The sequence below is a fragment of the Hyphomonas sediminis genome (genome assembly GCF_019679475.1).
GTDB classification, from domain to species: Bacteria; Pseudomonadota; Alphaproteobacteria; order Caulobacterales; family Hyphomonadaceae; genus Hyphomonas; species Hyphomonas sediminis.
In genome coordinates this window covers 3,439,479-3,460,469 of the sequence record NZ_JAIEZP010000001.1, presented here as the reverse complement: position 1 = coordinate 3,460,469, position 20,991 = coordinate 3,439,479, and the positions used below count along the sequence as shown (strand labels likewise).

18 protein-coding genes and 2 tRNA genes are annotated in these 20,991 nt (G+C 63.7%); 13 read left to right on the top strand and 7 right to left on the bottom strand.

What is annotated here, in order from left to right; all coding sequences use genetic code 11:
• The first annotated feature begins 6 nt into the window (after nucleotides 1-6).
• Nucleotides 7-1,176, top strand: a complete 1,170-nt coding sequence (thiO, locus tag K1X12_RS16670) for a glycine oxidase ThiO (protein WP_220988720.1) — start codon at nucleotides 7-9, stop codon at nucleotides 1,174-1,176.
• Here the strand turns inward: thiO and K1X12_RS16665 are convergent.
• Nucleotides 1,155-3,377 (bottom strand): AGE family epimerase/isomerase, encoded by a 2,223-nt coding sequence (locus K1X12_RS16665; RefSeq protein WP_220988719.1) that lies wholly within the window; start codon nucleotides 3,375-3,377, stop codon nucleotides 1,155-1,157. The two genes, thiO and K1X12_RS16665, sit on opposite strands and share 22 nt — an antisense overlap.
• Before the next feature lie 253 nt (nucleotides 3,378-3,630).
• On the opposite strand from K1X12_RS16665, the gene K1X12_RS16660 reads away from it, so the two are divergent.
• Nucleotides 3,631-4,785: an acyl-CoA dehydrogenase family protein gene (locus tag K1X12_RS16660; RefSeq protein ID WP_439649741.1), complete on the top strand. Its 1,155-nt coding sequence runs from the start codon at nucleotides 3,631-3,633 to the stop codon at nucleotides 4,783-4,785.
• A gap of 26 nt (nucleotides 4,786-4,811) precedes the next feature.
• On the opposite strand, the gene K1X12_RS16655 is transcribed toward K1X12_RS16660, so the two are convergent.
• On the bottom strand, nucleotides 4,812-5,441 hold the full coding sequence (locus K1X12_RS16655) for a sulfotransferase family protein (RefSeq protein WP_220988718.1): 630 nt from the start codon (nucleotides 5,439-5,441) through the stop codon (nucleotides 4,812-4,814).
• A gap of 142 nt (nucleotides 5,442-5,583) precedes the next feature.
• Between K1X12_RS16655 and K1X12_RS16650 the strand changes: the two genes are divergently transcribed.
• Entirely contained in the window at nucleotides 5,584-6,288 is a 705-nt protein-coding gene (locus tag K1X12_RS16650; RefSeq protein WP_220988717.1) for a hypothetical protein, read from the top strand.
• 6 nt (nucleotides 6,289-6,294) lie between these two features.
• Here the strand turns inward: K1X12_RS16650 and K1X12_RS16645 are convergent, their stop codons facing one another.
• Both K1X12_RS16645 and K1X12_RS16640 read right to left on the bottom strand, forming a co-directional pair.
• Nucleotides 6,295-7,353 carry a hypothetical protein gene (locus K1X12_RS16645; RefSeq protein ID WP_220988716.1) on the bottom strand — a complete coding sequence of 353 codons (1,059 nt, stop codon included), beginning with the start codon at nucleotides 7,351-7,353 and terminating at the stop codon, nucleotides 6,295-6,297.
• A 59-nt stretch (nucleotides 7,354-7,412) separates the two neighbouring features.
• Complete coding sequence (locus K1X12_RS16640; protein ID WP_225908015.1) at nucleotides 7,413-8,183, bottom strand: TrmH family RNA methyltransferase; 771 nt, start codon at nucleotides 8,181-8,183, stop codon at nucleotides 7,413-7,415.
• A 147-nt stretch (nucleotides 8,184-8,330) separates the two neighbouring features.
• Here K1X12_RS16640 and K1X12_RS16635 point away from each other — a divergent pair.
• From K1X12_RS16635 to K1X12_RS16625, 3 genes are all read left to right on the top strand, one after another.
• Nucleotides 8,331-8,415 (top strand) — tRNA-Tyr (locus K1X12_RS16635).
• Nucleotides 8,416-8,454: 39 nt separating this feature from the next.
• Nucleotides 8,455-8,528: transfer RNA gene (locus tag K1X12_RS16630), tRNA-Gly, on the top strand.
• A gap of 135 nt (nucleotides 8,529-8,663) precedes the next feature.
• On the top strand, nucleotides 8,664-9,770 hold the full coding sequence (locus K1X12_RS16625; RefSeq protein WP_220988714.1) for a glycosyltransferase family 2 protein: 1,107 nt from the start codon (nucleotides 8,664-8,666) through the stop codon (nucleotides 9,768-9,770).
• A gap of 39 nt (nucleotides 9,771-9,809) precedes the next feature.
• Here K1X12_RS16625 and K1X12_RS16620 read toward each other — a convergent pair whose 3' ends face one another.
• Nucleotides 9,810-11,588 carry an ABC transporter ATP-binding protein gene (locus tag K1X12_RS16620; RefSeq protein WP_220988713.1) on the bottom strand — a complete coding sequence of 593 codons (1,779 nt, stop codon included), beginning with the start codon at nucleotides 11,586-11,588 and terminating at the stop codon, nucleotides 9,810-9,812.
• A gap of 156 nt (nucleotides 11,589-11,744) precedes the next feature.
• Between K1X12_RS16620 and K1X12_RS16615 the strand changes: the two genes are divergently transcribed.
• The 7 genes from K1X12_RS16615 (at nucleotide 11,745) to K1X12_RS16585 (ending at nucleotide 19,754) form a co-directional block, all read left to right on the top strand.
• The gene (locus tag K1X12_RS16615) at nucleotides 11,745-12,878 is read left to right on the top strand and encodes an acyltransferase family protein (RefSeq protein WP_220988712.1); all 1,134 of its coding nucleotides are present in this window, start codon (nucleotides 11,745-11,747) and stop codon (nucleotides 12,876-12,878) included.
• Nucleotides 12,879-13,057: 179 nt separating this feature from the next.
• Nucleotides 13,058-14,884 carry an SLC13 family permease gene (locus K1X12_RS16610; RefSeq protein WP_220988711.1) on the top strand — a complete coding sequence of 609 codons (1,827 nt, stop codon included), beginning with the start codon at nucleotides 13,058-13,060 and terminating at the stop codon, nucleotides 14,882-14,884.
• A 126-nt stretch (nucleotides 14,885-15,010) separates the two neighbouring features.
• A complete protein-coding gene (locus K1X12_RS16605) occupies nucleotides 15,011-16,438 on the top strand; it encodes a circularly permuted type 2 ATP-grasp protein (protein WP_220988710.1) in 1,428 nt (475 codons plus the stop codon).
• A gap of 1 nt (nucleotide 16,439) precedes the next feature.
• Nucleotides 16,440-17,381, top strand: coding sequence for an alpha-E domain-containing protein (locus tag K1X12_RS16600; RefSeq protein WP_220988709.1), 942 nt, complete (start codon nucleotides 16,440-16,442; stop codon nucleotides 17,379-17,381).
• A gap of 10 nt (nucleotides 17,382-17,391) precedes the next feature.
• The gene (locus tag K1X12_RS16595; protein ID WP_220988708.1) at nucleotides 17,392-18,195 is read left to right on the top strand and encodes a transglutaminase family protein; all 804 of its coding nucleotides are present in this window, start codon (nucleotides 17,392-17,394) and stop codon (nucleotides 18,193-18,195) included.
• 23 nt (nucleotides 18,196-18,218) lie between these two features.
• Nucleotides 18,219-18,950: a proteasome-type protease gene (locus K1X12_RS16590; RefSeq protein ID WP_220988707.1), complete on the top strand. Its 732-nt coding sequence runs from the start codon at nucleotides 18,219-18,221 to the stop codon at nucleotides 18,948-18,950.
• Nucleotides 18,951-19,007: 57 nt separating this feature from the next.
• Nucleotides 19,008-19,754: a DUF481 domain-containing protein gene (locus tag K1X12_RS16585; RefSeq protein WP_220988706.1), complete on the top strand. Its 747-nt coding sequence runs from the start codon at nucleotides 19,008-19,010 to the stop codon at nucleotides 19,752-19,754.
• Here K1X12_RS16585 and K1X12_RS16580 read toward each other — a convergent pair.
• Together K1X12_RS16580 and K1X12_RS16575 are read right to left on the bottom strand one after the other, a co-directional pair.
• The gene (locus K1X12_RS16580) at nucleotides 19,751-20,455 is read right to left on the bottom strand and encodes a cysteine peptidase family C39 domain-containing protein (protein WP_220988705.1); all 705 of its coding nucleotides are present in this window, start codon (nucleotides 20,453-20,455) and stop codon (nucleotides 19,751-19,753) included. The two genes, K1X12_RS16585 and K1X12_RS16580, sit on opposite strands and share 4 nt — an antisense overlap.
• Nucleotides 20,456-20,776, bottom strand: coding sequence for a hypothetical protein (locus K1X12_RS16575; RefSeq protein ID WP_220988704.1), 321 nt, complete (start codon nucleotides 20,774-20,776; stop codon nucleotides 20,456-20,458).
• Nucleotides 20,777-20,991 lie beyond the last annotated feature (215 nt).

The window sequence follows — 20,991 nt, the reverse complement described above, 5'->3', positions numbered from 1 at the left end:
GCGCGGATGTTCAAGGGATTTTCCAGAGCCAGCCTGTCTCCGCCGCGCGTTGCCATTATCGGCGCGGGCATCATCGGTCTTTCCATTGCCTTTGAACTGGTGTTCCGGCGCGGGACACGGGTAACCCTGTTTGACACACGCCCCTGCGGGCGCGGGGCAAGCTGGGCGGCGGCCGGCATGATTGCGCCCGCCTTCGAGGCAGCCGCAGAAGCCGGGGTACATCCCCGCCTGTTCGACCTTTGCCTTGAGAGCGCGGACCTGTGGCCGGAATTTTCCGCAGACATCGAGCGCCTGTCGGGCCTACCCTCCGGTTTTGAGCCCGCCCCGGCGCTGGCCGTGGCGATGGACGCGGGCGAAGCAGCCCATCTGGCGGCGATCAGCGACGTGCTGACCACGCGCGGCGTGGCCCACCGGAAGCTGGACGCGGGCGAGCTGGCCCGGCTGGAGCCTTCGCTTTCCGGCGATGTGCTGGGCGGGCTGGAGCTGGAAACCGATACGCGGGTGGATAACCGGCGGACGGTGACGGCGCTGCTGGCGGCGCTGCAAGCAAACCCGCGCGCGAGTTTCGTCGAAGGGCCTGCGCCGCTGAAAGCGCGTGACGGGCGGATCGTGCTGGACGGCTATGACGCGGTGATCGTGGCGGCAGGCTGGGAGACGGCGACGATCAAGGTGGACGAAGCAGGCAGCCTCCGCAGCCTTGTGAACTGGGATGTGGCGCTCGACGATATCGATTGTTTTGGCGGGCAGATGCTGTCGGTGGCCGCCGTGCCGGGCGCGCCGGCGCGGGTTGTGCGATCGGGACATGTGTATCTGGTGCCAAGGGGCGGGCAGGTTGTGATCGGGGCGACGATGGAGCCGGGGCGCGCAATTGATACGCCTGAGGACGAAATCATCGCGACCCTCAAGGCTGAAGGCGCGAAGCTGTGTCCAGCGTTGGCGCAGGCGCCGGTAACCGAAAGCTGGGCGGGCATTCGCCCCGGCACGCCCGACCATGCGCCCTTCATTGGGCCAACCGCAGCGCCCGGCCTGCTGGTGGCCGCCGGGCATTACCGCAATGGCATCCTGCTGGCACCGGTGACAGCGAAGATGATCGCTGACCGGCTGATGGGCGAGGCGGTGAGCGAGCTGGCGACCGCCTTCACAACGGGCCGGGATTATGCCGTGGCCGGCACCTGACCCTGCGTGGTGGGCGCGGTCTTGAAGCTGCCGGGCAGGCCTGGCTCGATCAGCATCTCGAACGCCGTGATGAAATGATAGAGAATGCTGGCGGGGATTTCCTGCCGGGTGGGCTGGCCGCTTGTATCCACCTCATCGCGCCATGTGCCTTCGGGCATGCCGTCGAGATAGTATTTGAAGATGGCGGCGAGGATCTGGTCCGGCGCGCCGGGGAATGACACTTCCGTATGCAGAATGACTGCGCGCAGGCGTTCCAGCTGGTGCCAGACGCGGTGGCGCATGTTGAGCGCCATGCCATCGGCACGCACTTCATTCATCGCCAGACCGCTTTGCGGGTGGCAGCCGACAAGATCTGCCTTGCGGATGAGGCGGCGGCGCCAGCTGAGCGTGTCGCGGTGGCGCAGGCGATCATAGAGGGCGAGCAGGGAGGCCCATTCATAATGGTGGCCCGGCTCGAAATGCATCTCTGAATGGCGCTGCACCGGATAGAGGCCGGTATCGAAGGCTTCACCCAGCACGTCCACATCGGTGAGGAAGAAGCGGGATTCGAAGAGGTTTACGATTTCGTCGGCGGAGGAGAGGGCGTTGGCGTCGCCGGTGGCAGCATGCAGGTTCAGCAGGGCTTCCAGCAGGTGCATGTGCGGATTGGAGCGGCGGGGCAGGCTGATCGGGTAGGCCTCGTGCCAACCCATGCCTTCAGCCGCGCGCAGCTGCCGGTTGATGAACGCCAGCGCTTCCCAGGCAAGGTCCAGATAGCCGGGCTGGCCCAGCACCTTGTAGGCCTCCGAGGCGGCTAGGATGACGAAGGCGTGATCGTAGAGATCGCGGCAGGAATCCTCGGCTTGACCGTCCGGGGTCAGACGATGGACGAAGCCGCCTTCCGGATGGCGCGCATGGGCGTTGAGATAGGCGAGGCCATCATGGATCAGCGTGCGCGCTGCTTTGGGCTCGACAAGGCCGAGCGAGAGGGCGCGCGAGAAGCTGAAGATCTGCCGGGCCTGAACCCGTGTGCGCCGCAGGGCGGCAAAATCGGGGCTGCCATCGGGATTGAGCTGCTCGACAAAGCCACCCCTGGCGTGATCCCAGGAGACATTGCTCCAGGTGCGGAAGGCGCTTTGCAGCCAGGAATGGGCGCGCAGCTGGCTTTCCCGCGAAACGGTCATCAGGTCGCGCCGGCGCTGGACGAGTTCCCCCATCGCCTTGACGGACGTTTCATCGCCCATCGGCAGGATAAGGACTGTATCAGGCGTCGCCACGATCGTCAGATCGCTGACACCGGAGACAGCGAGGGCCGGGCCTTCGGAGCGGGCATAGATGCCCGAGCTTTCGCGGATATGAACTGGCCCCACGGCGACATTGCCCGATGGCTCGGGCGCAAGCTGGTCGAACAGCGCGCGATAGCCGCCCACATCGCTCCAGCCCATATCGACCGGCACCACGCGGATATTGTCGGCATGTTCGAGCACGGCATGGTCGATGGAAATATCAGGCGCGGTGGCGAAGGCGTCGCTGTCGAGCTGGACGACCTGTCCGGGCTTGGCCGGGAAGGCGGCGCGCACGGCCGGAAGGATGGCGGGGGCGTGCTGTTCCAGCGCCTTGATCATGTAATCGGCGCGGAACAGGAAAATGCCCGCATTCCAGACATAATTGCCCTCGGCGAGATAGCCGCGCGCGGTTTCCGCATCGGGCTTTTCCACAAAGCGGCGGACCTCGTGCACGACATCGCCGGGGCCGAGATTGATATAGCCATAGCCGGTGGCCGGATGGGTGGGCGAGATGCCGAAGGTGACCAGCGCGCCGGACTGCGCCGCCGGAATGGCCGCGTCGATCGCCGCGTGAAAGGCGCGCGTGTCGCGGATGTCATGGTCGGCGGGAAGGATCAGGACCAGCTGGGCCCCTTCGCCGGCGACGAGACAGGCGGCCGCGACCGCCGGGGCCGAGTTGCGGCCGAACGGCTCCAGCACGAGGCGCGCAGTGGGCAGCGACTGGCGGATAAGGCTTTCGTGACGCACCGAGCCGATGACGGCGGGCTTGGAGAAGCGGGTGCTGCCCAGGCTGGATTCAAAGCGCCGGGCGGTGGCCGAGAGCATGGTTTCCGAGGAGAGCAGACCCAGGAACTGCTTCGGCTTGTTCGGCGTGGACAGGGGCCAAAGGCGTGTGCCCGATCCGCCGCACAGGATCACGGGAAGTACTTGGGTCATTGTGCGAGGCCCTTCTTTGTCAGGTCAGGCTTTTCAGGTCAGACGGAGGGCTGGCCCCCGGCGCAATGCTCAGGCGCTCTTAGTGCACGATCCTGACTTGATTTGGCAATCACCAATAGAGCAGCCGGCTGCGCATGAGTGTTGAAGGATGCCCCGGCGCCCCGGCGTCAGGCTGGACGAGGCGGGGGGCGGAACTATAAGTCTCTTCCGCAAATTCAGGGAGTTCAGAGACGCCATGCATGTGATCCAGCCGATGACCGAAGACCAGCAGGCGATCCGCGATGCGGTGGCCAAGACGCTGGAACCGTTCGACGATGCCTACTGGGCCAAGACCGACGAGACGGGCGAGTGGCCGGAGGCTTTCTGTGACGCGATGGCCAAGGGCGGCTGGCTGGGCATTGCCTTTCCTGAGGAATATGGCGGGGCCGGCCTCGGCCTCACCGAAGCGGCGATCATGATGCAGACCGTGACGCGCACGGGCGCGGGCTTCTCCGGCGCCTCGGCGATCCACCTCAACATCTTCGGCCCCAAGCCGCTGGAAAAATTCGGCAATCCGGAACTCAAGCGCGAGAACCTGCCGAAGATCATCTCCGGTGAAGAAAAGATGTGCTTTGCCGTGACCGAGCCCAATTCCGGCCTCGACACCTCCAGCCTGGAGACCAAGGCAGAGCGGACGAACAAGGGCTATGTCATCAATGGCCGCAAGATCTGGACGACAGGTGCTCAGCGTGCGGACAAGATCCTGATCATCGCGCGCACCACGCCGAAGGACCAGTGTGCCAAGCCCTATATGGGCCTCTCCCTGTTCTATACCGACCTTGACCGCGGCAAGATCGACGCCAACCCGATCCCGAAGATGGGCCGCAAGGCGGTGGAGTGTAACGCGCTGTTCATCGACGGGCTGGAAGTGCCCAAGGAACACCTGATCGGCGAGGAAGGCGACGGCTTCAAATACCTGCTGCAGGGGCTGAACCCGGAGCGCGTGCTGTTTGCGGTGGAATCGGTTGGCCTCGGCTTTGCGGCGCTGGAGCGGGCGGCGCGGTATGCCAATGAGCGGGTCGTGTTTGGCCGGCCCATCGGTCAGAACCAGGGTATCCAGCATCCTCTTGCCAAGTCGTGGGCGGAACTCTCGGCGGCTGAAATGCTCGCCTACAAGGCCGCGTCGCTTTACGATGCCGGGCAGGATTGCGGGGCAGAGGCGAACGCGTCGAAATATCTGGGCACGGAAGCCGGCTTCCGCGCATGCGAGACTGCCGTGCTGACCCATGGCGGCATGGGCTATGCCAAGGAATACCATGTCGAGCGGATGATGCGCGAAGCGATGCTGGCCCGCATTGCCCCGGTGAGCCGCGAGATGATCCTGAACTTCATCGCCGAGCGCGTGCTGGGCCTGCCCAAGAGCTATTGATCAGGCGCCGATGATCCGGCGGCCGACTACATGTCGTCCGCCGCTTTCATCGCCTCGAAGAATTCTTCCTTGCTGTTGGTGCGGGGATAGGGCGTTTCCGGGACGGGGACGCCGAGGAAGGCGCAGAGCGGGCCCCAGCCATCCTTTGCCGTGTGGACGAGCAGGCGGCTGGCAGGGATTTCGGCCTTCACGGCAGCTTCCTGCTTATGGAAGGCCGCGATGACGCCGTCCCTATCCGTGTGGCCGCCCAGGCTTCGCTCGATCACGACCTTGGACACCATGGTGAGCCATGGCACAGCCGGGGGCGGCCAGTTTTCTTTTGCCAGGAGGCTCGCCAGGATGGTTTCGGAGAAGCTGTTGTACCAGCTCTCCGCCGTGCGCGAGGAGAGGATGAACTTCGCGTCCGGATAGGCAACGGCAAGCTCGCGCCAGAAAGCGGCGGTGGGCCAGTCCACTGCAGACCGGTAGCCGGCATAGGCGGCGGCAAAGTCCGGCTTGCCATCGGCGGCGGCCTGCCAGAGCGGCACCTGGGCGGCGCCGTTATCGAGCACTTCCTTCATGTGATGGCAGGGGCCGAAGCCGAGTTCTTCCAGCGCCAGCTTGAGTGAAAGCGTGCCCGTGCGGCCGAAGCCTGCACTGATTACAGAGAGTGTCATTTTGTCCCCCATAGCGCTCTGAATGGCGCTTGTTGCGGCACATTAGCATGAACGGCCCCCGTGGAGAACGCCCCGGCGATTGACCAGGGCGGCGATGGCCGCTTATGCGGCTGGACCGTTTAATGACCGAAGGCTTCCTCCCATGCCGCAGATATACATTCCCAAGCGTTTCAATGGCCCGCCGGGCAGCGGCAATGGCGGATACTGCGCCGGAGCGATGGCTGTGGCGCTGCTGGGAGAGGGATCGGGCGAGACAGCCGAAGTGTTCCTGCGCGCGCCGCCGCCGCTGGAGACCGAGCTTGAGATCGTGCCTGCGGGAACGGGCTGCGAATGCCGCCATGAAGGCGCGCTGGTGATGACGGCGGGGCCGGGGCGCGAGATGGCGCCGGCGCCAGCCGCGCCGCCCATTGCCATCGCGCGCGAGGCACACAAGCATTTTCCGCCTGCGGAAGATCATGCCTTTCCGGGCTGTTTCGTCTGTGGACCCGACCGGCTGGACGACGGCCTTTGCCTGTTCACCGGCCACATCGACGGCTTTGACGGCGTGCTGGACGTGTGGACGCCTGCGGCAGATCTCGCGGGCGATGACGGGCTGGTGAAGGATGAGATCCTCTGGTCAGCGCTCGACTGTCCCGGCGCCTTTGCCGTGGGTTTCCAGGAAAACCCGATGGTGCTGGGCCGGATCATGGGACGCATCCTGCGCCGCCCGCCCGCAGGCGAGGAACTGATCGTGGCCGGATGGTCGCTGTTCCACGAAGGCCGCAAGCACGGCGCAGGCACCGCGCTTTATACTGCCGATGGCGAACTGCTGGCGCAAACCGAGCAGCTCTGGATCGAGCTGAAATAGGCCGGTCTATTTCTTGAACACGAACCGGGCGACGCCGAGGATACCGGCGAGGATCGAGCCGAGGCCGCCGAGCAGGACGAATAGCGGGTTGGCCTGATCGGCGAACGCGATGGCGCGGTTTAGGCCCGACACGCGGACGGTAACCGTGTCGCGATAGGTGCGCAGGGGCACAACCTCATCGGCATCGACGGCGAAGATCTCGAAGGTGAGATCCTGGTCGCCCGCCGTGAGCGGGGTGACCGACCAGCGCCATGTATTCTCCGTCAGCGGAGAAAGCGACTGGATGGGCGGTGAGGTCGGCTCGATGCGGAAGCTGGCGCCGGAGAGGCGCACTTCCACGCGGTCGGACACGCGGGCGGTGCCTTCCTCGATCACGCCGCGGCCCGGTAGGGCATCGACGGCGGTTGTGTCGCCGGTCGCGTCGATTGCGAAGGTGACGTTGAAGGGGCGTTTGTATTCTGCCGAGGCGGGCGTCTCATGGGCGACCGGAACGGTCTTCAGCGAGTCGATGAAGGATTCGGAGACGGCGGCGGTGACGTTCGGATCGTCAATGTCGACCGCTTCGGGCGGGGCAGTGGCCGCTGCGGGTGCTTCGGCGGCAGCCATGTCGGCGGTGTCTGCTGCTGGTGCCGAACGCATTGTGGGCGCAGGCGTCGGGGCTTCTTCCATCATCGGCTGGAAGCTCAGCTCGTCATTGCTCATGGGCGCTGCGCGGGAAAGGCTTTCAGCCTGCGCGGTCGCCTCGGGGGCCGGTTCCGGGGCGGGCTCGGGCGTCGGGGCAGGCATTTCTTCGACAGGTGCAGGCGCCGCTTCGCTGCCAGCGACCGAGGTGGGGTCTGCTTCGGCAGAGGCCGGCCCGGCAGCAGGCCCGGCAGCAGGTTCGGCAGCAGGCTCGGCCTTGGGGGCGGGCGCGGCGAGGTCTTCCTCGGTGACGCTTTCGGCAGACGTGGGCACAGCAGCCGGCGCAGATGATTTCGGAAACTGTTCTTCCATCAGGGCCGCGCCGCCAATGCCAGCGGCCAACAGCCCGGCCAGGACCAGAAGAATGGAAATGATGCGCATCATGGCTTGGCGTCTCCCCGGATCGCTACGCAGGTCAGTCTAGCAGAGTCAGTCTAACAGAGTCAGGCGGCGGGAAAACCGCTCCTGTTGGCCTCATAGAAGGCAATTGCGGCAGCATTGGACACGTTGAGGCTTTCCATCTGCGCGGAGATGGGGATGCGGGCCAGCTCGGCGCAGGCCTTGGCGACGGCAGGGCGCAGGCCGGGGCCTTCAGCGCCCAGAACGATGGCAACTTTCGCCGCGCCCTTCAGCGCAAGATCCAGCGGGCGGGTGCTCTCACCGGCCAGCCCGACCGTGTGGAAGCCGGCTTCGCCCAGCACTTCGAGCGCGCGGGCGATGTTGACGGCGCGGATCTCGGCAACGGTTTCGATGGCGCCCGCCGCACTCTTGGCGACGACACCCGTGACGGGCGGGGCGTTGCGCGTCTGCAGGACAAGGCCGGTGAAGCCGAAGGCGGCGGCCGAGCGGAAGATGGCGCCCATATTGTGCGGGTCGGACACCTGGTCGAGCACGGCGATGCGCGTGGCGCCCGCTTCGATCACGTCTTCAAGGTTTGCCTCTTCCAGCGGATCGGCCTTCACGGCGACGCCCTGATGGACCGCGCCGGGGGGCAGGCGCTGGTCGATTTCCTTCGCCGTGACGATCTGCGGGGTGACCGGCCCGCCGGAAAGCTTCTGGGCGGCGTTTTCGGTGGCCAGAAGCGTGTGGAAGCGGCGGGCGGGATTGGCCAGGGCGGCCATAACGGCGTGCGTTCCCCACAGCCAGACGGGTCCGCCTTCGGTTTCGCGGGGAGAAAAGCGCGGCTTTTCAGGGCGCTGGGGCCTAGTTTGCATATCTGGGGGGCTTCGCCGCTTTGGATGGTTGCGCGCCATGATGTTCGTCCTTATAAGGCCGCTTCCAGCGTGAAGCTGGGGCCGGGAAACCGCCCTTGTGAAGCGCTCTGGCGATGGCGTCAAACGGCGTGTGTCGCGGGGTCCCGTGGAGGGATGGGAGAGTGGTTAAATCCATCAGACTGTAAATCTGACCGCCTAGCGTACGCTGGTTCGAATCCAGCTCCCTCCACCACCCCGCAGCACGCCGCCAGCCGTCAATGCCCGGCAACGGGCGGGTATAGCACAATGGTAGTGCAGCAGCCTTCCAAGCTGAGTATGTCGGTTCGATTCCGTCTACCCGCTCCAGCCCGCGCCAGGGGCTCCTCCCGAAGGATCGAATTCGACAGGAAGTGGTACGGAATTTGCTAACGATGCTGTGTTAGTTAACAGCTGTATTCACCCTCCGGCCAGCCGAAGACCGGACTATCTCGTGGCCCGACCTTGCAGACTCCGACCGTTTCCGTGCTCCTGCCAGCCTACAATGCCGGTCGGTACATCGATCAGGCGATTGAGAGCATTCTGAATCAGACCTTCCGGGACCTGGAGCTGATCGTCATCGATGACGGGTCGCGCGACGATACGCTGGCGCGGATACAGGCCCATGCCGGCCGGGATAGCCGTGTGCGCGTGGTGACCCGCGAGAACAGGGGCCTGATCGCGACCCTGAACGAGGGCATTGCCCTGGCGCGGGCCGACCTGATCGCGCGCATGGACGCCGATGACATTGCCTATCCCGAGCGCCTGGAGCGTCAGGTAAAAACCTTCCGCGAGACGCCGGGGCTTGGCCTGTGCGGTACGGCGGTCGATACGCTGTTCAAGGACCGGATCTTCCGGGGCAAACCCGTTCGCCTTCTGACCGAAGGGTCGCCGGGCATCCTGTCCATTTTCTATACGATGTTCTTTCACCCTACGCTGATGATCGACCGCCGGGTGGCGGGCGACCAGCTGATGTATGATCCGTCCTATCCGCATGCCGAGGATTTCGACCTGATCCGCAGGCTGGCCGAACGTTTTCAGATCGCCTACCTGCCGGAGCCGCTGCTGGCTTATCGCCAGCATGAGGGCAGCGTGACGGTGGTGCATCGCCGGGTGATGCGCCAGACGCATATGCGGATCGTGAGAGAGAACCTCACCGCCTACGGATTTACCGGCGACCTTGAGGCGCTGAGCGCGTTTGCTGACGAAATCACGCCCGAGACAGTCCGTCGTGCCGGCGCGGTGATGGCCGATGTGCGCGCCCAGTTCCGGCAACGAGACCCGGCGCAGGTCGCAAGCTATGAGCTCGGCTGGACCGGGCTGTTCTTCCTTATGCATGCGATGTTCATCGATGCGAGCGAAACCAGCCTGCTGCGCGACTTCCTCAACATGACCGATGGCTGGGGCCAGCTCCGGCGGCGCGAGCAGATGTTCCTGAAGCTGACGCACGCCAATTCCGGCCTGGCAATTGGCGGCCTGAAGGCGAGTTATGCCCTGCAGGCCTTTGTGTCCCAGTTCGGCTCCATTCCCCTGAGCGATTTCGACAGGGTGCTCTCCAGTCGCGGCATCTGACGCGGCCGGTTTGGCATTAATGTCCGTATACGCTGGCGCTCAGCCTGCCGAATAGTCGTAAAGCCCGTCCATCGTCCGGCTCGGGATGTTCTCCAGCCGTGCCTGGCCCGCAAGGCGTCCATCGCGCAGCACCACGACCTCGTCGCAGAATTCAATCGTCGGACGGTGATGGCTGATGACGATGGTGGTCTGGCGTCCTGCGCGTTGCTTCAGCGTTGCCAGGATGGCCGCTTCCGAGAGGCCGTCGACGGCGTTTGTGGCCTCGTCGAGGATCAGGATCTGTGGATCACGCACCAGCGCGCGGGCCAGGGCTATCCGCTGGCGCTGTCCGGCAGACAGGTTGATCCCGCGATAGCCGACCTGGGTTTCATAGCCCTCGGCCAGAGCGGTGATGAACTCGTGTGCCTCGGCCTTGCGGGCGGCGTCTTCGATAGTCTCGCGGGATGCGCCGGGCTGGCCATAGGCGATGTTTTCCAGAACCGAGCCATCGACCAGCTCAAGGTCCTGGCTCGCCATGGCGATCATCTGGCGCCAGTCGGCCGGGTTCACGGTGCTGAGCGGGGTGTCGCCGAGCAGGATGGCGCCCGCGCCCGGCTCGATCAGGCGGGTAAGCAGTTTGACGATGGTCGTCTTGCCTGAACCCGAACGCCCCACGAGCGCGGTCGCAACGCCGGGCTTCAGGGTGAAGGTCAGGTCATTGAGCACGGCGGTCTGTTCGCCTTCGCCGGAATAGCTGAAGGAAACAGAATTGAAGTGGATCGGGGCCTTGCCATCGCCAGGGGAAACGCGCCCGGCAGGGGGCGCCGGCTTGCCTGCCGGATCGAGCAGCCACTCGACCGCTTCGAGCGATCCCTGAAAGCTTTGCAGGCGGCTGTAGGCGCCCTGAAGGTTCCGGACATAGGGCTGGAGCCTGTAAAGCAGCACAAGGAAGGCGGTGATGAGCGGGAAGCTCATCTGGAAATACCAGGAGCCGCCGATGATGATCAGGAAGACGCCGGCATAGAGGACTTCGGTGAAAGACGGCAGCCCGCTGAGGCGGCGATGAAGCGAGAAGGCGGCGCGGCGGACGGCTTCGGAGGCCCCGGCAAAGCGGCCCTGTTCGAAGCCTTCCTGATTGAACATCCGCACAAGCTGGCTGGCATTGATGAGGTGCAGCATCTGGCTGGCGAGCCGGCTGTTCTTCGTGGTGACCTCGCGGCTGGCGCTCTTCAGCGCCATCGACAGCCAGGCGTGCAGGGCCTGGATGACGATCAGCGCGAGGGTGACGAGGAGGGTCAGCTGCCAGGAGATCAGCAGCAGGAAGATGAACAGCGTGATGACGGCGCAGGCATTGATGATGATGGAGAGGACCGCATCGACCGCATCCGAGGTGCGCCAGGATTCATTCGAAATGATATTGAGCAGCCGGCCGGGATCTTCTGTCTGGAAGAAAGGATAACCGACCTTCAGGAGCCGGTCTGACAGCGCGCAGCGGATGGCGTGGCCGGACTTTCCATAAATCAGGCCGTTGAGCAGGCTGTTGGCGAATGCGAACACATTCTTGAGCAGGATCAGCAGGAATATCGCGCCACCGGTGAACACCAGGCGCGTGCTGTCGCTCATGCCGGCGCCAAAGCTTGCCAGCCGCGCAGTGAAGCCGCCGAGGTCGCCTCCGCCATTTCCCAAAATGATACCGAGCAGCGGGATGATCAGGCCGATGCCGAACCCTTCAAGGGCGGCTGCCGCCAGCCCCAGCATCACGATGAGGGGCAGGGCCCGCAGTTGCGGCGCAATGAGCGCCGCCAGATGGGGGAAGCCTCGAAACGCCAGTCGTGTCATCCAGGGTGTGCCTTTTCGCGCATAACTGGCCCGGTGCTTGCATTTTCCAGGCCTTAATCGGCAGTAGTATACTGTGCGCATATTACTGGCGCCTTGCCAGCGTTTCGACGTTGGCAGGGAAGGGCATAAATTCAGTCAACTCACCGGTGGGAACCCGTGCAAAGCTCGCAAAATTCAGGCGCCACCAGTGAAACGGAAACAACGCCCCCACCGTCCCGGCAATACTTTCCCCGGCTGGACGGCCTGAGGGGGCTGGCCGTTATTGCCGTTCTGTTTGAGCATTTCACCTATCTTGAAGCGGTGCGCGGGTGGGACCCAGGCATGGTCGGAGTACGCACTTTCTTCGTGCTTTCCGGCTTTCTGATCACCTCTATTCTGCTCGGCGAGCGGGAGCTTTCCCTGCCGCGGGGCGCATTGGCGGCCCGGTTTTACTGGCGCCGGTTCGTGCGCCTGAGCCCGGCCATGCTGGCGGCGGTCGGTGTGCTCTTCGTGCTCGATGTGGCCCAGATGCGCGAGAGCTGGTGGGTGCACCTGCTTTACCTCACAAACTTCCAGATCGCCGAGGTCAAATACTGGATTCCGGCAGGCCATTTCTGGAGCCTGTCCGTGGAGGAACAATTTTACCTGTTGTGGTTCCCGCTGGCGATCCTGGCACCGAAGCGCTGGCTGGTGCCGGCAATCGTCCTGTTCATTGTGGGCGCCCCGCTGTTCCGCCTCATGATTCCATTTGGCATGAGCGAATTTTACAATGTGCTGCTGCCGGGGCAGGTCGATAGCCTCGCCTGGGGCGCGCTGATTGCCGTGGCGCGCGTGCGTCAGGGGATGGGATGGATCTTCACGTTGCTGGGTGACCGGCGAGTCCTGTGGGCCAGCATCGCCGGCGCATTGCTGATGATCAATCCGTTCCTGGATACAGGCATGGCATCCTGGCCGTTGACACCGGCGGCCGTCAGCCTGGCCGCCACCTGCATGGTGGTCAGCTGCATAAACGGAACGGACCGGGTATTTGCCTGGCTCAGCCATCCGTTGCTCGTACATATCGGAATGATCTCGTACGGGATCTATGTGTATCACTATTTCGTGCCGCAGGTGATTTTCACGCACTTCAACGATCTGGCGCTCTGGCTCGATTCTTCTGTCTGGACGAAGCTGGTGCGCACAGCCGTGTGGGCTGTCGTCACGCTGGTTGTCGCTGAGCTGTCCTGGCGGTTCTTGGAGCGTCCGGCGCTGCGTCTCAAATCCCTGACCGACAAGCGCCGCGCCGTCATCGCGGCTCCGGCGGATGTATGAGCGGTCGGCGAACGCGCTCTCCCGGCAGGGGAATCTGGCGCGCCCTCAACAGGGCTGGCGCCGATTGCCCTCTGCTTGGCTCAACTGACAAGTCAAAATACCAACGCCGTAAGACAGTTGCACTCGGGCCGAGTTCCGGCTTGTCTGCAGGCTGACACGCAACAGTCACGGAACCAGGCATGCTCGCTCCGATCCTCGAGAGTTCGGTTTTCCAGATCGGCTTTGTGCTGGTGCTTACAGCCTTCGTTTTCTTCGGTTTTATCCGGGAGAAGATCCCGGCGGATGTCGTTGCGCTGCTGGCGATGGGCGCCCTGATGCTGACGGGCATCCTGTCGGTCGGGGAGACGCTGGAAGTCTTTTCCAACTCCGCGCCGATCACGGTTGCGGCTATGTTCATCCTCTCGGCCGCGCTCGAGCGAACGGGGGTGATCGATTATGTCGGCCGGCAGGTGGTGGGACTGGCGAATGGCGGATCGCCCGCGCTGGCGGTGATCATGATGATGGCGGCGGTGATTTTTCTCTCCGCCTTCATCAACAACACGCCGGTTGTGATCATCCTGATTCCCGTTGCGATCCGGCTGGCCAAGGCGATCAATATCGCGCCGTCCAAGCTGCTGATCCCGCTCTCCTTCGCGGCGATCTTCGGCGGCACGACGACGCTGATCGGCACTTCGACCAACATCCTTGTGGACGGCGTTGCGCAGAAGCAGGGGATGCCGGCATTCGGCATGTTCGAAATCACGATGGCGGGCCTGATCTTTGCCGGGGTGGGCGTGCTCTATACCTCGGTGCTGGGGCCTTTCCTGCTGCCCAAGCGGGAGACGCTGGCCGCGATGCTGCCCGATCAGAAAGAGCGCCGCTTCATCGCGCAGATTCTCATTCCGCTGAACTCCAACCTGATCGGCAAGACGATCGGAGAAACCGGCTTCACCGCCGAGAAGGGGTTTACCGTGATCGACGTGTTCCGGGAGGGGCTGTCGCTGCGCGCGAACCTCAAGGAAATCGTGCTGCAGGCAGGTGACCGGATGGTGCTGCGCTCGCCGGTTTCGGAAATGCTGACGCTTAAAGAAGCGGGCAATGTCGCCATCGGCGCACGGGGCGGCGACCAGGCTTCGTTCGAGCCGGTGCAGACGACCGAGACCGTCATCATGGAAGGCGTGATCGGGCCGAACTCGCGCCTGGTGGGCCGGCGGCTGGCCGGGCTCGGTCTTGCCCGGCTTTATGGCGTGTACGTTCTGGCGATCCATCGCCGGGGTGAGAACATGGCCCAGCAGATGAACGAGCTGCGCTTCGATGTGGGCGACACCGTGCTGCTGGAAGGCCCGCCGCGCGGCCTGCGCGAGATGTTCGACGAGGGCCTGCTGAACAACCTGACCGAAAGCTCCGAGCGGGCGATCCGGCGCGACAAGGCCCCGGTGGCGATTGCCGCCGTGCTGATGGTGATGGGGCTGGCGGCGATCGAGCTGATGCCGATTGCCGGCCTTGCGCTGATTGCGGCGACGGCGGTGGTGGCGTTCGGCTGTCTCGACCATCAGGAGGCTTACCGCTCGATCCAGTGGGACATCCTGATGCTGATCTTCGGGATGCTGGCGCTGGGCACGGCGATGGACAAGACCGGGGCGGCGGCGGCCGTCGTCGGACTGCTGAACAATGTTTCGGGTGGGGCAGGGCCGCTGGTACTGCTGATTATCGTGTATGCCTTCACTTCGCTGGTGACCGAGATCATGAGCAACAACGCGGCGGCGATCCTGATCACGCCGCTGGCCATCGGGCTTGCCAACGGGATGGGGATTGATCCGCGCCCGTTCGTTGTGGCGGTGATGTTTGCCGCCAGCGCGAGCTTTGCCACGCCGATCGGATACCAGACGAACACGCTGGTTTACCGGGCGGGCGGCTATCACTTCCTGGACTTCGTGAAGTTCGGCCTGCCGCTGAACGTGATCTTCCTGGGGGTGGCGGCGATTGTGATTCCAATTTTCTGGCCGTTGGTGCCGGTGACGCCCTGAGGCCGGGTGACGTTGCTTTGTGCAGCAAAACGGCCAGTTTGCATGCTTTTTGAGCGGCTGTGCCCGCTTTGGAACGCCCAAGAGAAGGGCGTTGAGTGATGCCAATTCCGGCGTAAGGATACGCCGATGGCTGAAACTCCACGGTTTTTCAATGAGATGGACGGCGGCGGTGAAACACCCCGCGCGCCCTATGCGCGTTATGCTGACTGGTTTGCCGAAGAACCGCCCGAGAGGCTGCGCCGAAAGGCACGCGAAGCGGAGACCTTCTTCCGGCGTACGGGGATTACCTTCAACGTCTATGGCTCTGCCGATGCCGATGAGCGGCTGATCCCGTTCGACATCGTGCCGCGCATTATCGCGGCGAAGGAATGGGCGCGCCTGACCAAGGGCATCGAGCAGCGGGTGCGCGCGATCAACGCCTTCCTGCACGACATCTATCACCGGCAGGAAATCCTCAGAGCGGGACGTATCCCGGTCGAGCTGATCCAGAACAATGACGCGTTCCTGCCGAAGATGATCGGCGTTTCGCCGCCCGCAAAGGTCTACACCCATATTGTGGGCGTCGACCTGGTGCGCACGGCGGAGAACGAGTTCTTCGTGCTGGAGGACAATGCGCGCACGCCGTCGGGCGTCTCCTACATGCTGGAGAACCGGGAAACGATGCTGCACATGTTCCCGGAACTCTTCACCAAGGTGCGCGTGCGCCCGGTGAGCGATTATCCCAAGATGCTGCGCCGGTCGCTGGCGGCGAGCGCGCCGGCGGCGTGTTCGGGGCGCCCGGTGATTGCCGTGCTGACGCCGGGCATCCACAACTCCGCCTATTACGAGCACGCCTTTCTGGCCGACCAGATGGGCGCCGAACTGGTCGAGGGGCACGACCTGCGGGTGGTGGACGGGCGGATCGCGATGCGCACGACCATGGGCTACCAGCCGATCGATGTGCTCTATCGCCGGGTGGACGATGATTATCTCGACCCGCTGAACTTCAAGCCGGAATCGATGCTGGGCGTGCCCGGTATTCTGGACGTTTACCGGGCAGGGGGCATCACCATCGCGAATGCTCCGGGTACGGGCATTGCCGATGACAAGGCCATCTATTCCTACATGCCCGACATTGTGCAGTTCTATACCGGCGAGAAGCCGATCCTGAAGAATGTGCCGACCTGGCGTTGCTCGGAGCCCTCTTCGCTCGCCTATGTGCTGGAGCATCTGGAAGAGCTGGTGGTGAAGGAAGTTCATGGCTCCGGCGGCTATGGCATGCTGGTGGGGCCGGCGGCTTCCAAGAAGGAAATCGAAGCGTTCCGCGCCAAGCTGCAGGCCCGGCCCGCCGCCTACATCGCCCAGCCGACGCTGGCGCTTTCCACGGTGCCCATCCTGACGCGCGCGGGCCTGGCTCCGCGCCATGTGGACCTTCGGCCTTTCGTGCTGGTCTCGCCCGACGGCATCGAGATTACCCCTGGCGGCCTGACGCGCGTGGCGCTGAAGAAAGGGTCGCTGGTGGTCAATTCGAGCCAGGGCGGGGGCACGAAAGACACCTGGGTTCTGGAGGACTGACATGCTGGGCAAAACCGCTGGCGGTCTCTTCTGGATGTTCCGCTATCTTGAACGCAGCGAAAACACGGCGCGCCTCGTCGATGCGGGGTTCCGCATGGCGTTGACCCGCTCTGACCACGCTGAAGACGAATGGGCCTCGATCATCGACACCGCTTCGGCGCGGCAGGCATTCCTGGACGCAGGCGGCAAGTTTGACGGGCCGAGCGTCATCAACTTCCTGCTGCGAGACAAGAGCAATCCTTCCAGCGTGATCTCGAGTACGGAGGCGGCCCGCAACAATGCGCGCCTCGTGCGCACCGCGCTGACGCGGGAAGTGTGGGAAGCGGTAAACGAAACCTGGATCGTGCTGAAGGACGTGCTGGCCCGGCCGATCCGCGAGACGGAACTGCCCGAAGTGCTCGGCATTATCCGTAAGCAGAGCTCGCTCGTGCGCGGCGCGACCGTCGGCACCATGCTGCGCAACGACATCTACAACTTCGCCCGCGTGGGCACTTTCGTTGAGCGGGCGGATAATATCGCCCGCATCCTCGACGTGAAATATTACGTGCTGCTGCCCTCGGTGACGCTTGTGGGATCGGCGCTGGACAATGTGCAATGGGAGACGATCCTGCGCTCGGCCTCTGCTGAGCGGGCATTCCGCTGGCTGTATGGCGGGGAGGCGCGGGCAAGCACGATCGCCGACTTCCTGATCCTCGACCGGCGGATGCCGCGTTCGCTGCTCTATTGCCTGCGCAAGATTTCCGGAAACCTTGGGCATCTGTGTGCGGATTATAATGTGCGTGCGCCGAGCCTCGACATTGCCCTGTCCATGCGCGACGACCTTGAGGATGGCAGCATCGAGCGGATTATCGACAGCGGCCTGCATGAATTCCTGACCGGCTATATCCAGGCCAACAATGCGCTGGCCTACCAGGTTGAGCAGGATTTCAGGTTTTACAGCTGAGGAGCGGGAGATGCGATTGAAGATCCTGCATACGACACGCTACCGGTACGACAGCCCGGTCGGCTATGGGCTTTTGCAACTGCGCAAGACGCCGAAGCCGCGCGCCAGCCAGCAGGTGCTGAGCTGGAGCACGGTGATCGAAGGCGGTCGCGTTGAGGCGGAGTTTGACGACCAGCATGCCAACCGGGTGCACCTTGTGAGCCTTGAGGCAGGCGGCGCGGAGCTGACCATCACCTGCGAAGGCGAGGTGGATGTGCGCGATACCGCCGGCGTGGTCGGCCCGCATTCAGGCTATGCGCCGCTCTGGCTGTTCCGCCGGGCAACGCCGCTGACGCGGCCGGGGCCGCATATCCGGCGCATCGCCAAGGCTGTGCCCGACACGGTGGAGGGCGACATTCCGCGCCTGCATGAGCTGGCCGCGCTGGTGCGCGAAGCGGTGGTCTACAAGACCGGGCGAACGGATGTGGGCACCAGGGCCGAAGAGGCGGTGGAGGCTGGGCACGGCGTCTGCCAGGACCATGCGCATGTGTTCATTTCCGCTGCGCGCCTGATGGGGTATCCGGCCCGTTATGCGGGCGGCTACCTGATGATGAACGACCGGGTGGACCAGGAAGCGGGCCATGCCTGGGCGGAAGTTCATGTCGCAGGGCTTGGCTGGGTGGGCTTTGATATTTCCAATGCGATTTCGCCCGATGAGCGCTATGTTCGCGTAGCGACTGGGCTTGACTACTCCGAGGCGGCGCCTGTTTCAGGTATGCGCTTCGGTGAAGCTGCCGAATCGCTCGATGTGTCGATCCAGGTGCAACAACAATAAGAAGGCGCTGAGGGGCTCCCCCCATGACGTATTGTGTCGGACTGAAGCTCAATCAGGGGCTCGTCTTCATGTCGGACACCCGCACCAATGCGGGCGTCGACAATGTGTCCAAGTTCCGCAAGCTGTTTACCTGGTCGAAGCCGGGTGAGCGGTCGCTGATGCTGATGACAGCGGGCAATCTTGCCACGACGCAGGCCGTGGTGAGCATCCTTGAGGAGCGCACCAAGGCGCCCTCCGAGCGCCGCCCGTCGATCCTCGAATTGCCGACAATGTTCCAGATCGCCCGGCTTGTGGGCGAGACGCTGCGCGAGGTGATCCAGTCCAACGCCGCAACCGGCCAGAAGGCGGACAGCGCGTTCAACTCCACCATGATCCTCGGCGGCCAGATCAAGGGCATCGAGCCGCGCCTTTTCCTGATCTATCCGGAAGGCAATTTCATCGAGGCGAGCGACGACACGCCCTTCTTCCAGATCGGCGAGACCAAGTATGGCCGCCCGATCCTCGTGCGCGCCTATGAGCCCTCGATGACCATCGAAGAGGCGGTGAAGCTGCTGATGGTGTCGTTCGACTCAACCATCAAGGCGAACCTCTCGGTGGGGCTGCCGCTGGACCTGCAGGTGATGGAGAAGGATGCCCTGCGCTTGGGCGCGTCCAAGCGGATCGAGGCCGATGACCCCTATTTCGCTCAGATTTCCAGCGGATGGGGCGATGCGCTGAAAAAAGCATTCGACTCACTGCCTCCATTCCAGTTTTGAGAGAGCTGGCGCGTTTTGCGCCGCTACACTTCTTGAAGCAGAACAGGAGAGGCATGAATGAGGATCATTCTTGCTGTCATGGCTGCCGCGAGCGCGATTGCTTTGCCGGCATCAGGCGAGATGGGGCGATGGTCTGGGGAAGGGGCGTTCAGCGCCGGACTCAATACCGGAAACACCCAGACGAGCGATCTGGGCATCAGCGTCCAGATGGAGCGCGAGAGCCAGATCTGGCGCAACCGTTTCGAACTGACTGCCGACTACGGGACCACCGAAGGCGCGGAAACCAAGAACCGCCTCTACTTTGATGCCGGAGCAGACCGTATACTGAATGATGACCTGTTTGCATTCGGGCGTCTGAGCCACGAGATCAACGAGTTCTCTGCATTCGAGAGCCGGACCTTTGCCGGCAGCGGTATTGGCTGGCTGGTGTTCGATGAAGAGTCGCCTGCGAACTGGTCGATTGAGGGCGGCCCCGGCATCCGGGTGGATCGCCTGCGCGAGACGCTGAGCGAAACACCGCTGGAGATCGTCCCGGCGCAAACGCAGGAAACCGTGTCGCTCATCGCGGCGTCGAAATTCGGCTACACTTTCAATGATGCGGTGAAGTTCGGCAATGACACCAACATGATCTACGCCGACACCTCGACCCAGGTTGGCAATAAATCCACCCTGACGGCGCTGCTGACGAAAAGTCTGTCAGCCCGGGTGTCTTTTGAAGTGCGCCACGACAGCGATCCGAAGACCGGGTTTGAGGAAACGGACACCGCGACGCGAATGTCGATTGTCTATGCGTTTGGCGGTTAGGTCGTCGGCGCGCTGAAAACGAGCGCCGCGTTGCCGAAGGCTTCGCGGTAGCGCGCCAGACGGTCGGCGCTGATCGTGCGCAGGCCCATGACCGGTTCCATCACCACGAACTTGTCGCCCTCATAGCCGGCGACAAGGACATAATGGTTGAGCAGGTTGCTGCCGGTCTCCTCGGAGAGCCAGGCGGCGCGGGAGGTGATGAAGCTGGCGGGCAGGCCAAGGATGGGCACATTGGCGCCGGGCAACTGCCAGGTCTGCACGAAGATCGAGGGCACCTTGACCGGGACGAGCACGGGGCGGCCTGCTTCCAGCTCGGCGCGAATGGCTTCCGCTGGCAGGCGCACGGCGCTGCTCATCAAGCCGTATTCGGCAGAGAGTTTCTGGATTTCCGCCATCGAATATCCAGCCTTCGGATCGGCGGGTGGATGGGCCGCAAAGATGCTGGTTCCGGCGACGGTGCCTGCGCCCTCCCAGTAATTCACGAGGCTGGCGAGCGCATGGGCGCCGCACGCCGCGCCATTGATCTGGCGATCATGGGTGACGGGCAGGAGCAGCGTTTCGGGCGGATCGACCTGGCGACCGAACATCTCGAAACTGTTCTTGGAGGTCCGGCTGGCAAAGCTGGCCGGATCGGTACTGGGATGGGTGGCGCAGGCGCCGAGGGTCAGCGCCGCTGCCGCGATCAACGCCTGCGCTTTCATTCAGATGACCGAAGCCACAACCACCACGATGGCGACAAGGCCGACAATGGCGAGGAAGTTGTTGGTCGACATACCGGCGGTGTATTCTTCAGCCTCTTCCGGGGTCATCACCTGAACCTGATAGCCCTGGTCCTGATAGGACTGGACGGTGGCGATCTGCTCGTCGGAGAGACCGTAACGCTGCAGGTCGGAGGAGCTGAAGGTCTGGGCTTCAACGCTGCGGAAAGTCGACGGGGCTTCGTCAGCAAATGCGCCCATCGGGACGGCAAGTTGGGTCAGCGCCAGGCTGGCGACGATGGCGGTCGGAACGCGGAATTTCATGGCAGTCCTCTTCGTTCGTTGTTGACAGATCATCCGCCCGGCGCGGCCCCGAATTGGAGGCGCCTGAACGGATGAGCAGGCCTGAAGCTATCCGGGCTGCGGAGAATTAACGTTCGGAACCTGCTGCGGTTCCCAGCTTTCAAAGGTTTTTTTGGCGCAACCACCGGGCGGAAAAGGGGCGTCTTGTGCGGCGCTGAACTCAAGATTGGGGATAA

What these genes read in the sequence shown, in the direction of transcription:
- K1X12_RS16650 (WP_220988717.1), top strand. Translation starts at nt 5,584, where the DNA reads ATGCCGCAGATATACATTCCCAAGCGTTTCAATGGCCCGCCGGGCAGC.
- K1X12_RS16605 (WP_220988710.1), top strand. Translation starts at nt 15,011, where the DNA reads ATGGCTGAAACTCCACGGTTTTTCAATGAGATGGACGGCGGCGGTGAA.
- K1X12_RS16590 (WP_220988707.1), top strand. Translation starts at nt 18,219, where the DNA reads ATGACGTATTGTGTCGGACTGAAGCTCAATCAGGGGCTCGTCTTCATG.
- K1X12_RS16640 (WP_225908015.1), bottom strand. Translation starts at nt 8,183, where the DNA reads ATGCAAACTAGGCCCCAGCGCCCTGAAAAGCCGCGCTTTTCTCCCCGC.
- K1X12_RS16585 (WP_220988706.1), top strand. Translation starts at nt 19,008, where the DNA reads ATGAGGATCATTCTTGCTGTCATGGCTGCCGCGAGCGCGATTGCTTTG.
- K1X12_RS16665 (WP_220988719.1), bottom strand. Translation starts at nt 3,377, where the DNA reads ATGACCCAAGTACTTCCCGTGATCCTGTGCGGCGGATCGGGCACACGC.
- thiO (WP_220988720.1), top strand. Translation starts at nt 7, where the DNA reads ATGTTCAAGGGATTTTCCAGAGCCAGCCTGTCTCCGCCGCGCGTTGCC.
- K1X12_RS16595 (WP_220988708.1), top strand. Translation starts at nt 17,392, where the DNA reads ATGCGATTGAAGATCCTGCATACGACACGCTACCGGTACGACAGCCCG.
- K1X12_RS16580 (WP_220988705.1), bottom strand. Translation starts at nt 20,455, where the DNA reads ATGAAAGCGCAGGCGTTGATCGCGGCAGCGGCGCTGACCCTCGGCGCC.
- K1X12_RS16600 (WP_220988709.1), top strand. Translation starts at nt 16,440, where the DNA reads ATGCTGGGCAAAACCGCTGGCGGTCTCTTCTGGATGTTCCGCTATCTT.
- K1X12_RS16655 (WP_220988718.1), bottom strand. Translation starts at nt 5,441, where the DNA reads ATGACACTCTCTGTAATCAGTGCAGGCTTCGGCCGCACGGGCACGCTT.
- K1X12_RS16610 (WP_220988711.1), top strand. Translation starts at nt 13,058, where the DNA reads ATGCTCGCTCCGATCCTCGAGAGTTCGGTTTTCCAGATCGGCTTTGTG.
- K1X12_RS16620 (WP_220988713.1), bottom strand. Translation starts at nt 11,588, where the DNA reads ATGACACGACTGGCGTTTCGAGGCTTCCCCCATCTGGCGGCGCTCATT.
- K1X12_RS16660 (WP_439649741.1), top strand. Translation starts at nt 3,631, where the DNA reads ATGACCGAAGACCAGCAGGCGATCCGCGATGCGGTGGCCAAGACGCTG.
- K1X12_RS16645 (WP_220988716.1), bottom strand. Translation starts at nt 7,353, where the DNA reads ATGATGCGCATCATTTCCATTCTTCTGGTCCTGGCCGGGCTGTTGGCC.
- K1X12_RS16575 (WP_220988704.1), bottom strand. Translation starts at nt 20,776, where the DNA reads ATGAAATTCCGCGTTCCGACCGCCATCGTCGCCAGCCTGGCGCTGACC.